The organism is Streptomyces sp. NBC_00178, assembly GCF_036206005.1.
GTDB lineage: Bacteria > Actinomycetota > Actinomycetes > Streptomycetales > Streptomycetaceae > Streptomyces.
The window spans coordinates 6,297,013-6,309,636 of sequence record NZ_CP108143.1; the positions used below are offsets into that span (position 1 = coordinate 6,297,013).

General features: G+C 73.0%; 8 protein-coding genes. 1 reads left to right on the plus strand and 7 read right to left on the minus strand.

Going from position 1 to position 12,624, the window contains the following annotated elements:
- Nucleotides 1-160 precede the first annotated feature (160 nt).
- From OHT61_RS27510 to xylB, 5 genes are all read right to left on the minus strand, one after another.
- The gene (locus tag OHT61_RS27510; RefSeq protein WP_329041903.1) at nucleotides 161-2,050 is read right to left on the minus strand and encodes an ABC transporter ATP-binding protein; all 1,890 of its coding nucleotides are present in this window, start codon (nucleotides 2,048-2,050) and stop codon (nucleotides 161-163) included.
- A gap of 284 nt (nucleotides 2,051-2,334) precedes the next feature.
- Nucleotides 2,335-3,837: a metallophosphoesterase family protein gene (locus OHT61_RS27515; RefSeq protein WP_329041904.1), complete on the minus strand. Its 1,503-nt coding sequence runs from the start codon at nucleotides 3,835-3,837 to the stop codon at nucleotides 2,335-2,337.
- Between the two features lie 822 nt (nucleotides 3,838-4,659).
- Nucleotides 4,660-5,499, minus strand: coding sequence for a hypothetical protein (locus tag OHT61_RS27520; RefSeq protein ID WP_329041906.1), 840 nt, complete (start codon nucleotides 5,497-5,499; stop codon nucleotides 4,660-4,662).
- Entirely contained in the window at nucleotides 5,499-6,776 is a 1,278-nt protein-coding gene (locus tag OHT61_RS27525) for a VWA domain-containing protein (protein WP_329041908.1), read from the minus strand. The genes OHT61_RS27520 and OHT61_RS27525 overlap by 1 nt, the downstream gene beginning before the upstream one ends.
- A gap of 71 nt (nucleotides 6,777-6,847) precedes the next feature.
- Nucleotides 6,848-8,335, minus strand: a complete 1,488-nt coding sequence (xylB, locus tag OHT61_RS27530; RefSeq protein WP_329041909.1) for a xylulokinase — start codon at nucleotides 8,333-8,335, stop codon at nucleotides 6,848-6,850.
- Nucleotides 8,336-8,555: 220 nt separating this feature from the next.
- Here xylB and xylA point away from each other — a divergent pair, with 220 nt between their 5' ends.
- Nucleotides 8,556-9,725: a xylose isomerase gene (gene xylA / locus OHT61_RS27535; RefSeq protein ID WP_329041910.1), complete on the plus strand. Its 1,170-nt coding sequence runs from the start codon at nucleotides 8,556-8,558 to the stop codon at nucleotides 9,723-9,725.
- 67 nt (nucleotides 9,726-9,792) lie between these two features.
- Here the strand turns inward: xylA and OHT61_RS27540 are convergent, their stop codons facing one another.
- Together OHT61_RS27540 and OHT61_RS27545 are read right to left on the minus strand one after the other, a co-directional pair.
- Nucleotides 9,793-11,049: an ROK family protein gene (locus tag OHT61_RS27540; RefSeq protein WP_329041911.1), complete on the minus strand. Its 1,257-nt coding sequence runs from the start codon at nucleotides 11,047-11,049 to the stop codon at nucleotides 9,793-9,795.
- Nucleotides 11,050-11,103: 54 nt separating this feature from the next.
- Nucleotides 11,104-12,435, minus strand: a complete 1,332-nt coding sequence (locus tag OHT61_RS27545; RefSeq protein ID WP_443049549.1) for a phytase — start codon at nucleotides 12,433-12,435, stop codon at nucleotides 11,104-11,106.
- Between the last annotated feature and the right edge of the window lie 189 nt (nucleotides 12,436-12,624).

Here is a 12,624-nt window from a genome sequence, read left to right on the forward strand (position 1 = left end):
GGGCCCCGGCCGGCCGCACGGGCCCGGCCCGGTCGGCCCGCCCGGCGGCCTCCGGTCACGTTACGAGCGCGCGGCGAGCGGGCGCAACGCCGACAGGCCCGTGGCGTGGGCCCGGCGGCGCCCTCGTCGCGCAGGTGCGAGGACGGAAAGGACCCCGAGGTCAGACAGCCGGTCGCGCCTTCTCCGGCTCCGGACGCTCGAACTGGGTGCGGTGCAGTTCCTCGTACCGTCCTCCGGCCGCCAGCAGCGCGTCGTGCGTGCCGCGTTCGACGATGCGGCCGGCCTCGACGACCAGGATCAGGTCGGCCGACCGCACCGTGGACAGCCGGTGGGCGATGACCACCGCCGTACGCCCCTCCAGCGCCTCGGCCAGAGCCTCCTGCACGGCCGCCTCCGAGGTGGAGTCCAGGTGGGCGGTCGCCTCGTCCAGGATCACCACCCGCTGACGGGCCAGCAGCAGGCGCGCGATGGTGAGGCGCTGGCGTTCACCACCGGACAGCCGGTAGCCGCGCTCCCCGACGACCGTGTCCAGTCCCTGGGGCAGCGAGGCCACCAGCCCGTCCAGGCGGGACCGGCGCAGCGCGTCCCAGATCTCCTCCTCGGCGGCCTCCGGGCGGGCGAGGAGGAGGTTGGCCCGGACCGACTCGTGGAAGAGGTGGCCGTCCTGGGTCACCATGCCGAGCGTCTCCCGGATCGAGTCGGCCGTGAGGTCGCGCACGTCGACGCCGCTCAGCCGGACGGCACCGGCGTCGGCGTCGTACAGCCGGGGGAGCAGTTGCGCGATCGTCGACTTGCCCGCCCCTGACGCACCGACCAGTGCGACCATCTGCCCGGGTTCCGCGGTGAAGGTGATGTCGTGCAGCACCCTGGCCCCGTCCCCGGAGTCGAGCGTGGCGACCTCTTCCAGCGAGGCCAGGGACACCTTGTCCGCGGACGGGTAGCCGAACGACACCCCGTCGAACTCGACGGACACCGGCCCGTCCGGCACCCGGCGCGCGTCGGTCTTCTCGGCGATCAACGGCCGGAGATCGAGGATCTCGAAGACCCGCTCGAAGCTGACCAGTGCGCTCATGACCTCGACGCGGGCCCCGGCCAGTGACGTCAGCGGTGCGTAGAGGCGGGTGAGGAGCAGGGCCAGGGCGACGACGGCGCCGGGGTCCAGGGTGCCGCGCAGCGCGTAGTACCCGCCGAGCCCGTAGACCAGTGCGAGGGCCAGAGCGGACACCAGGGTGAGTGCCGTGATGAAGGTGGACTGCAGCATCGCCGTGCGGATGCCGATGTCGCGTACCCGGCCCGCTCTGGCGGCGAACTCCGCCGACTCGTCGGCGGGGCGGCCGAACAGTTTGATGAGCGTCGCACCCGGCGCCGAGAAACGCTCGGTCATCCGCGTGCCCATGGTGGCGTTGTGGCCGGCGGCCTCCCGCTGGAGCGCCGCCATCCGTGAACCCATCCGTCGGGCGGGGAGGACGAACAAGGGCAGCAGCACCAGGGCCAGCAGCGTGATCTGCCAGGAGATCGTGAGCATCACGGCGAGCGTCAGCAGCAGGGTGACGAGGTTGGAGACGACACCGGACAGGGTGTTGCTGAATGCCCGCTGCGCACCGATGACGTCGTTGTTGAGCCGGCTGACCAGTGCGCCGGTCCGGGTGCGGGTGAAGAAGGCGACCGGCATCCGCTGCACGTGGTCGAAGACGGCGGTGCGCAGATCGAGGATGAGACCTTCACCGAGGGTCGCCGACAGCCACCGGGTGAGGAGCCCGAGACCCGCCTCCGCCACGGCGATCAGTGCGATGAGCAGGGCGAGCCGGGTGACCGTCCCCGACCCCTCGCCCCGCACGATCGCGTCGACGACACCGCCCGCCAGCACCGGTGTGGCCACCGCGAGGAGCGCGGTGACCACACTGAGCAGGAGAAAGCGGACGATCCGGCCCCGGTGCGGCCGGGCGAACCCACCGATGCGGCGCAGGGTGGCGCGGGAGAAGGGCCTGCGGTCCTCCTGTGCGTTCATCGCGCTGTGCAGTGAGTGCCACGCGGTGACTTCCATGTCCATGCGGGTGCCTCCATGTCGGTCGGTACGCACCGAACGCTAGGACCTCAAGCAGACTTGAGGTCAAACGTTCCCTGCGGGCTTCACCCGGCCGCGCGGTTCACGCGCCCGTACGGTCGTCGCCAGGACGTCCCGCTCCCGGTCGTCGGGGGGCATGCCGGGCGAGGAGCGGATGCGTTCCGGCCTCCAGGCGCAGGTGCGCGCCGCCGGGGTGGATCCGGACGTCGACGAACGGGCAACTCCCCTGTTGCCGCGACCGGATCCGCCCCCCTCGCGGCGTCGCAGCGTCACGACAGAGGGATGGTCACCTCGTCCTCGACCGGAGGATCGATCTCGTGGTCGAGGGTCCCGGTCGCCGAGTGGCAGCGCAGGCGGACCTGGGTCGGCGTGACGTCCAGCCTCAGGAAGCACTTGAAGAACGGCGGGCTGTACGTCGCCGAACCCGGCGAGAAGAGCTGCGTGTACGTCTTGCGCACCGGCAGTCGGAAGAACGTGGTGCGGTCGGGGCGGCTGCCGGCGCCGAGGAGACTGGCCACCAGCCGGATACGCCGGGTGACGCGAACGGGCTCCCCCTGCGCGCGGGTCGGCGGGACGCCGAGCCGTTCCGCGATCACCGCCGTGGCCTCGGCCTCGGTCAGCGTGAAGAAGCGGGGCATCCGCAGCCTGCGCCCGTACAGCCTGCTGTAGAAGGCCAGCGAGTCGCCGCGCAGCGGATAGCAGCGGAACTCGTCCTCCGTGACGTCGGCCACGGATATCCGCGGGATGGTGTGCGTGGCGTGCATGAACGCCCCGCCTCCACCGGCGACGACGTACTGGATCGTGCGTCCGTCGTCCACCCGTACCGGATACCGCTGGTAGTTGTGGATGTCGCCACCGATCGCCGCGACGTAGTGGTGCTCCGGGTCGCGCACGATGGCGTCCACCGTGCCACCTCCCTCGATGGAGCACGGGTGGTGTTCGCCGTCCACGTACAGCGGGGACCCGGTCACCAGTATCTTGGGCCGGTCGCCGCGCGAGACCTCGCGGAGCCAGCGGCCTTGCTCGGCGTCGACGGTGCCCAGCAGGCCCGTGTCGATGCCTATGATCCGTATCGGTCCGACGTCGATGGCCCAGTACGGGCCTGGCTGGACGGCCTGTTGCGACGGCTGCGAGCGCAACGCCCGTGCCTCGGATAGACGTTGTTCGTCCGTCCCGCCCGGCGAGTGCCAGAGCAGCGAGCGGAACCAGGCCCGTGTCAGGGGGCGGGGCCGCGCCTCGGGCGCCAGCGGCGGTGACTCGCAGAAGACCCGCATGAAGCCTTGCAGGCCCTCGTACCAGTCATGGTTGCCCGGTACCGCGTAGATGGGCGCCGGGTAGTCGCGGTAGGGGCGGAAGAACTTCGTGCCGTAGTCGTCGACGCTGCCCACCGGGTAGATCACGTCACTGGCGAGCACGGCGAAGTCCGTGCCTTGACCGGCTTTCAGGAAGCCGGGCACCGCGGCGTACTGGGGATCGTCACCCTCACCGGTGTCACCGATGACCATGAACGAGAAGTGGTCGGCGTCCGTGCGGCGGACGATCGCGTCGGTGGGCGCACCCGCGGCCACGGCCTGCTCCACCCAGCGACTGCGGGTCCGGCCCGTCGGGTCCCCGAACCAGGAGGCGAGGACGCCGTTGCGGGCGGGCCACAGCGTCCTCGGATTCAGCCACGAGAGCTTCTCGACCTGGGCAGGCATCAGCGCTTTGTACGTGCCGAGCTGGGATTCTCCCCAGCCGGCGCCTTCTGGTGTGTCGCGTGAGGAGTGAGGCACGTGTGCACGGTAACAACAGGCCCTGCCTGCACCGGAGCAGGGGTCGGCGGCATGTGGCGGGGCTCGGGCGGCGGGGTGCCGGCGGCGTGCGGAGCTGGGCTCCGTGGCGGTGCCGGCGGTCTCGCAGAGGGCTCCGGGGGAAGCCGGCGGGGGTCACTGCGGCACAGATGCTCGATCCCGTGCCGGACCCGACTGCGGGCAGGACGGCTCGTCGCCGCGCACACACGTGTGCGTCCACGCGGGTGCTCCACCGGCGGCCGGCCGGACCGGCGGCCGGTCCGCGCGCCGCTCGGGCGACCGCCGCGAGAGCAGGGACCGGTGCCAGGCGGCTCGCCAGGGTTCGGCCGTTGCCGGTCCGGGGCCGGACAGCACGGCCGGGACGGTCCCGAGAGGTCCGGCCGGGGGCGGAGGGACGAGCGCCGCCGTGTAGAGGGCGGCGAGCAGATGGATGCCGAGCAGGGTGCCGGCCCGCTGCGCGGGGCGCATGCTCAGGACCTGCCGGGACGGGCGGAGTCCAGAGCGGGGGAGGTGCGCGCGCCGCGTGCCGCCGCGTGAGGGAGGTACGCGAGGAAGGTGTCGTTCATGGCGCCAGCCTTGCCGCCGCCCCCTCCGCACAGGACCGCACCTTCATCCGTTCGGCCCAGCGGACGCGTGAAGCGGTACACACCGCCGCCCGGGCGGGTGACCCCCTCGCCGGCGGGACCCCGGTCGAGCCGGGCTCTGCGTGACGCGGGCGCCGCTCCCGCCGGGTACGGGGCGCACCGCATGCCGGAGGGCCGCGGGCTCGGTGCCCGCGGCCCTCCGGCCCCTCATGTCACTCCGTCAGACGCCCGGGGGCACCCGGGAGGGGCGGCCGCCGCCCCTGGTCAGGGTGTAGCCGAACACGGCCGCCAGCGCGGCGAGTACGGCTCCGCCCGCGGTCCACAGCCAGCGGTCGGTCCACCAGCCGGAGGACCAGCCGTCCTCCGGATCACCGGCGAGCGGGGTGTCCGACTCCGATGCCGTGGAGGCCTGCTCGGCCGAGGACGCGCCCGGCACGAGCGGCTTCGCGAGCGTGCCGTCCACGTCGTGGGCGCCGCCCTGGTCGGCGGAGGTGGCCTCGGTCTCGACGTGGACCGGGAGGCCCAGATCCTCCTCGGCCAGGCCGACCACCGTCAGGCGGATGTAGTAGGTGCCGGGCAGCGGATCCGACGCCCACGGCTCGGACCACGCGCGCACCGTGCGCAGCACACAGGACAGCTCGACGGCGCTCGCGTCCGGCGCCGCCTTCCTGGTCTGGTGGCCGTACATGCACGCCTGCCTGCGGCGGAGGCCGTCGTAGACGTCCACCTGCCAGGTCGACGCGCCGTGCCGGGTGGCGCTCTCCGGGAGGCTCACCTTCGCCCGGACCGTGGCCCGCTGGCCCGCGTCGGCGGGGAAGGCCCAGTACAGGTAGTCACCGGTGGAGGCGTCCGCCGTGGCCTTCGTGTTCTGCTGGATCGCCGTCGCGGTACGGAAGGTGGTGCCCGCTTCGGTGGGCCCCGCCGAGTCGCCGTCGGCCGGGCTCGCGCTCGCCGACGGGTCGTCGGCGACGGCGGTCCCGCCCGAGGTGAGCAGCGCGACTCCCGCGAGCAGGACGCCCGCGCAGGCGCGTCCGAGTGTGTTCCTACGGGTGGTACGCATCAGTTGGTCCTCCATACGGCGACGCGCCAGCGCGAGATCCAGCCGATCAGCAGGCCGGCGATCAGCCCGGTCAGGACCATGACCCCGAGGAGCCACCAGCCCCGTCCGAGGCCGAAGGCCGCCGTGTCGGCGGCGTCGTCGGGCGCGTCCACCAGGTCGATGGTCAGCTCGACGGGCATGCCGGGTGTCGTCTTCACGGACGGGGCCGCGGAGAAGGAGTTGCTGAGCTGGAGGCACACGGTCTCGGGTGCGGGGGCGGCGCCGTCCTCCGTGTCGTCCTCCTCGGCCTTCGGGTAGCGCAGGCCGGACGAGATCATGTCCGTACGCCCGGTGCCGGACTCCGAGCCCCGGACGATCTCACGGCCGTACTTGGTCACCGCCCGCAGGAGTACGCCGTAGTCGTCGGCGACCGCACGGTCGGCGGCCACGCTGACGGAGGCGCGCAGTTCCTGACCCGGTGCCACATCCACCCGGTACCAGCGGTGCTTGCCGATCTCCTGGCGGTCGGTGTAGAGACCGGCCTTCAGCTCGGGGGCCGCGGAACAGCTGCCGGCGCCCTCGGTGGCCACCGGGGTGACGACGGGCTCGGCGGCCCGGTCGACCAGCTGGGTCACCCTGCCCGAGAGTTCGTCGGTGTTCTGGACCGCCGTGTACGTGCCGCCCGTGGCCTCGGCGATGCACGTCAGCTGCTGGCGGATCTTGGCGTCGGGTACCAGGCCCAGTGTGTCGATGACCAGGTGGATCCCGCGGGCGGCGATGTCGCGGGCGACCTCGCAGGGGTCGAGCGGGCCGCAGGTGTCCTCGCCGTCGGTGATCAGGACGATCCTCCGGGTGGACTCGCCGCCCTTGAGGTCGTCGGCGGCACCGAGCAGCGCCGGGCCGATCGGGGTCCAGCCCGTCGGCGCCAGGGTGGCGACGGCGGTCTTGGCCTCCGTGCGGTCGAGCGGGCCGACCGGGTAGAGCTGCTTGGTGTCCTTGCAGCCCACTTTGCGGTCGTCACCCGGGTAGTCGGCGCCGAGCGTGCGGATGCCGAGCTCGACCTCTTCGGGCACCGCGTCCAGGACGTCGTTGAACGCCTGCTTGGCGGCGGATATCCGGGACTCGCCGTCCATGTCGCGGGTGCGCATGGACCCGCTGACGTCGAGGACCAGCTCGACCTTCGGCGATGCGGCGGTGGGGGGTTCGTCGGCGGCGGCCGGGAGGGCGGTGCCGAGCCCGGCGGCCAGGGTGGCGAGCAGAACGCACACCCCGGCCGTCAGCCGTTTTCTTATGATCATCGCCGGATCCTATTGAAGATCCGCAGTCATCCCCAAAACCGGTCCGCCGGGCGCGATTTCGGAGCAGCCGCCTATCCGCCGAGCAGCGGACCGGCGGCCCGGTCGAGCACCGAGCCGACGCGCTCCCACGTCTCCGTGTCCCGCTCCAGCGGCGGGAGTTCGGCGTCGATGCTGTCGGCCCCCGTGTTCCAGCGGGTCGCGATGGCGACCGGGTCGCCGCCGCCCGCGGCGGACGCCGCCAGGGCCGCGGCACCGAGGGCGACCAGTTCCCCGCTGCCGGGCACGATCAACGGCCGGCCGGAGAGCCGGCGCACCGTCTCCACCCAGGTGCGGCCCTGGGCGCCGCCGCCGATCAGCCGCAGCGGCCTGCCGGCCACCTCGGGGTCGGCGGGGTCCAGGCCGCAGGCCCGCAGCAGTTCGTCCATGGCCCGCAGCACGGTGAACGCCGCACCCTCGTACGCCGCGCCCAGCAGCTGCTGCGGCGTCGTGTCGTGCCTGAGCCCGGTGAGGAGGCCCGAGGAGGTCGGCAGGTCGGGGGTGCGCTCGCCGTCGAGGTACGGCAGGAGGACGGCCTCGCCGCCGGGCGCCGCGTCGTCGCGGTGCAGACCGAGCAGCGTGGCCACCTTGTCGACGGCCAGGGTGCAGTTGAGGGTGCAGGCGAGCGGGAGATACGTGCCGTCGGCGGCCGCGAATCCGGAGAGGGCGGGGGAGGCCGGCCGGGTCCGCGAGGCCGCGAACACCGTCCCCGACGTGCCGAGGCTGAGGACGGGGTGGTCCAGCAGCCCGGCGCCGCCCAGGCCGAGACCGACGGCGGCGCTCATGTTGTCCCCGGTGCCCGCCGCGACCGCGATCCCGGCGGGCAGGCCGAGCGCCTCCGCGGCGGACGCCGTCAGCGAGCCGATCCGGGTCCCGCCGCCGTCGGCGACCTCCGGCAGCATCGAGGCGTCCAGACCGAGGAGTTCCAGGAGCTCGGGGTCGTACGCCCCGGAGGCGGTCGAGTACCAGCAGGTGCCCGACGCGTCCCCGGGATCCGTCGCGGCCGTGCCCGACAGCCGCTCGGTGAGGAAGTCGTGCGGCAGTCTGATCCCGGCCGTGGCATCGGCGTTCGCCGGGTCGTTCTCGCGCAGCCACCGCCACTTCGTGGCCGTCATGGACGCGACGGGCACGGTCCCGGTGCGCGCGGTCCAGGCGTCGGGCCCGCCCAGCTCCGCCACGAGCGCCGTCGCCTGCGGGGCGGAACGGGTGTCGTTCCACAGCAGGGCGGGGCGCAGCGGGCGGCCGGACCGGTCGAGGACGACCAGGCCGTGCTGCTGGCCGGCCACGGCGATGCCGACGACGGAGGACGGAGAGACCCCCGACTCCTTCAGCCCGGCCGCGACGGCGTCGCACAGCGCACGCCACCAGACCTCGGGGTCGCTCTCGCGCGCCCCGCCCTCACCCGTGACCACGTGCGGCGCGCGGCCGACGGCCAGCAGCTCACCGGTCCCGGTGTCGGTGACTGCGGCCTTCGTGGACTGGGTGGAGCTGTCCACGCCGATGACGACGGTACGCGGCGGCATGGCCTACCTCTTCTCGTGCGGTTTCCGGTGGTGACGGTTTTGGGAGTGCGACAAACAAATTACGTGATCGAGGCCGCGCGGAACAGGGGCGTCCCTCGTTTCGTCGTCCGGGGGGTTACGTCCACGGGGTGCCGCGTGCATAATTAATCATGTCAATGAACAAATAGGCCCGGGTGCAGGCGACGGTCCCGGACCGCAGTCAGGCGAAGGCGGACAGACGATGACGGAACGCTTCACTCCCACTCCTGCGGACAGGTTCACCTTCGGGCTCTGGACCGTGGGCTGGCGGGGCAACGACCCGTTCGGTGAGCCGACCCGTCCCGCGCTGGACCCGGTCGAGTCGGTGGAGCGGCTGGCCGAGCTCGGCGCGCACGGGGTCACCTTCCACGACGACGACCTGATCCCGTTCGGGTCGGACGAGAGTGAGCGGGCCCGGCTGATCGGCCGGTTCAAGGACGCCCTGGACCGCACCGGCCTCAAGGTCCCCATGGCCACGACGAACCTTTTCACCCACCCCGTGTTCAAGGACGGCGGGTTCACCTCCAACGACCGCGAGGTCCGCCGCTTCGCGCTGCGCAAGGTCATCCGCAACATCGACCTCGCCGTCGAGCTCGGCGCCACCACCTACGTCGCCTGGGGCGGCCGCGAAGGCGCCGAGTCCGGCGCCGCCAAGGACATCCGTATCGCCCTGGACCGGATGAAGGAAGCCTTCGACCTCCTGGGCGAGTACGTCACCGAGCAGGGCTACGACCTGCGCTTCGCCATCGAGCCCAAGCCCAACGAGCCCCGCGGCGACATCCTCCTGCCCACCATCGGCCACGCCCTCGCCTTCATCGAGCGCCTGGAGCGCCCCGAACTGGTCGGCGTGAACCCCGAGACCGGCCACGAGCAGATGGCCGGACTCAACTTCCCCCACGGCATCGCCCAGGCCCTGTGGGCCGGCAAACTCTTCCACATCGACCTCAACGGACAGTCCGGCATCAAGTACGACCAGGACTTCCGCTTCGGCGCCGGCGACCTGCGCCAGGCCTTCTGGCTCGTCGACCTCCTGGAAACCGCAGGCTACGAAGGGCCCCGGCACTTCGACTTCAAGCCCGTACGCACCGACGGCATCGACGGCGTCTGGGAATCCGCGAAGAACTGCATGCGCAACTACCTCATCCTCAAGGAACGCGCCGCCGGCTTCCGCGCCGACCCCGCCGTCCAGGAAGCCCTCACCGCCTCCCGCCTCACCGAACTCGCCCGCCCCACCGCCGACGACGGCCTCAAAGCCCTCCTCGCCGACCGCACCGCCTACGAGGACTTCGACGCCACCACCGTCGCCGAACGCACCATGGCCTTCGAAGCCCTCGACCAACTCGCCATGGAACACCTCCTCGGCCTCCGCTGAACCACCCGCCTCCGGGGTGTCCGACGGTCCCACCGACGGGCACCCCGGGAGCGAGGCGCACGGCCCGTCAGGCGTCGGTCCCCGCCGACGGGGCGTACGCCGCCGGGTCGGCCAGCACGTCCTGCACCACCAGTGCCGCCGCGCCCCGCGCCGCGTCGCCCGCGACGGACGACGCGCGCAGCCGGCCGCCGTCGCGCGACCAGAGGCCGGACACCACACGGCCCGTCAGTTCCTCGTCGGCGGGCGGCGACAGCCACGGCATCAGGCAGCGGTATATCCCGCCCAGTACCACCGCGTCCGGGTCGAAGAGGTTCACCGCACCGGACAGCACCTGCCCCAGCATCCGCCCCGCGTCGGCCACGGCGGCGAGCGCCCGGGGATCGCCGGCCCGCGCGCGCCCCTCCAGTTCCCGCACACCGGCGGCGCCGCCCCCCGCCTCGTCGATGCCGGCCGCCCGCAACAGGGCCGACTGCCCGGCGTACTGCTCCAGGCAGCCGCGCGAACCGCACCGGCACTCCGGACCCGCCGGATCCACCACCACGTGCCCGATCTCCCCGGCGAAGCCGTGCGCGCCGCGCAGCAGCTCGCCGTCGAGCACGAGGGCACCGCCGACGCCGATCTCACCCGTGAGGTACAGGAAGCTGCGCACCTGGTCGAGCCCGCCGAACCACAGCTCGGCCAGCGCCGCCAGGTTCGCCTCGTTCTCCGAGCGCACCGGCAGCGGCCCGGATCCGGGGCGCAGGGCGGCCAGTGCCTCGGCGAACAGGACCTCGGCGGCGACCTCGTTCCAGCCCAGGTTCGGAGCCTGCCGCACGGAACCGCCCGACACGAGCCCCGGCAGGGCGAGGGCCGTGCCGACCGGGTACAGGTCCTGCTCCCGCGCCGACTCCAGGGTGCGGGCGGCGATCCGGGCCGCCCTGGCCAGCACCTCGGCGGGAGGGGCCCCGCGGTTGTCCAGGTGCTCGGTCTGCCGGACCCGGCCGGTGCCCGCGAGGTCCACCACGCACACCGAGACGTAGTCGATGTTGATCTCCACACCGAGCCCCGCGGGCCCGGTGCGCGCCACCTTCAGCGCCGTGCCCGGCCTGCCCGCCTGCCCGCTGAACGTCTTGCCCGACTCCGTGACGAACCCGCTGTCGAGCAACTGCTCGACCAGGGACGACACCGCGGCGCGGGTGAGTCCCACCCGGGCCGACACCCCTGCCCTGGTGGCCTCAGCGGCCTCGCCCTCGTCCCGTACGGCGCGCAGCACGAGGCTCAGGTTGTGCCGGCGCACGGTGTCCTTGTCGGCCTTGGACCCCAGAGGTGTGAGGTAGCTCTTCATATCGTCGACGAGCCTATGCGATGCCCCTGCCGGCACGGCCCGTGGCCGGGACCGCTACCTGCCGGTCGCGTCCGTCACGGCACCCAGGTCGACGAACTTGAAGCCGGTCGCCTCCCGGCCCTCCTCGCCGCCCGCCGCCGAGGTCTCGTGGCCGTCCTGGACGACCAGCAGACCGCGCGGGTAGCGCGGGCCCAGCGGCTCGGCGAGCGCTGCCGCCCCGTCGCACTCCTCGCTGCCGTCGAGGTCCGCCGACACGGCGGTGATCCGGAATCCGCCCTCGTAGGCGTTGCCCCGTGAGGACCTCCGGTCGTACAGGGCGAAGCTGTCGTCGCCCTGACCGGACGCCATCAGGTGGCCCTCACCGCCGGACTCCCGGAACAGGGTCAGGCCCTCCACGTCCGCCGCGAGGTGCCTGCCGCCGAATCCGGGGTCGGTCCCGGCGGTGCACTCCTCCGTCTCCGGGACGTAGGTGCCGGGGATGCCGTACTCCCTGACCTTGTCCAGCAGGACCGGACGTCCCTTCAGCCCGGCCGGCAGACGCCAGATCCCGACGTCCTCCTGGCCTGCGTAGAGCGTTCCGTCGTCCGGGTCGACGACCATGCCCTCGACCTGCGGCAGTTCGCCGGGCTCGCCGCACGGTGTCCACGAGGTGCCGTCGGGGAGCCGGAAGGAGGACGGGAGCGCGAGAGTCCGCACCCGGCGGTAGCCCACCGTGCCCGCTGCGGTCGGCCTCAGCTCCAGCAGCGCCAGGTCCGTGGTGTTGCGCCGGCTCACCAGCGCGTACGAACGCCCGCTCGCCCGGTCCTGCCAGGTGGCCAGGCCGTACGCCGTCCGCTGCTCGTCGATCTCGTCCTGGTCCGCGGAGAAGACCGGGGCCGCGGCCGGATCGGTCACGTCCTTCAGCGGCCCTCCCGGCCGGGAGGGGTCGATGCGGTAGACGCGCAGGCGGTCGTTGCCCCGGTCGCTGACCACGGCGACGTCCGTGCGGCCCGAAGGGGTGCGCAGCCCCGTGACGAGGTCGACGTTGTTGAACCGGCCCGGGGCGTTCTCCGGCGCCGGAGGCCGCGGAGCCGGGAGGGACTGCACGAGGGAGGCGTCCAGACCGTAGACGCGCAGGCCGCCCTCCTTGGCCGTGGCGATGACCAGGCTGCGCCCGGGGTGGGCGTCGTCGCGCCAGATCGCGGGGTCGTCCGCGTTCGCGTTGCCGCCCCGCTCGTCGTCGTACAGCGCGGGCGTCTGCGCCTTCGCGCCGACGGACGGCAGGGACCGCGCGTGTGCGGGGGACAGCGGGACGAGGGTGATGAGTGCCGAACCGAGGAGAGCGGTGGCCGCCAGGCGGGAGGGGCGCTGTGTGCGCACGGAGGCTTCCTGTCGTGGGAGGGACATGTCCATGACTCGTCAGGAAGTGTCGGGTGAGGCGGCGGTCACCGGGTGTCGCGTTCATGAGAAGGGTGCGGGCGGCAGGTGAATTCGCGGTGGTGCGGGGGGCTGCGGAGGTTGCTTCGACGGGGGAGCGGGCCGGGCGGGAGCGGCACCTGATGTCACCGTTCCCGCCCGGCCCTCCGTCACCCGGGT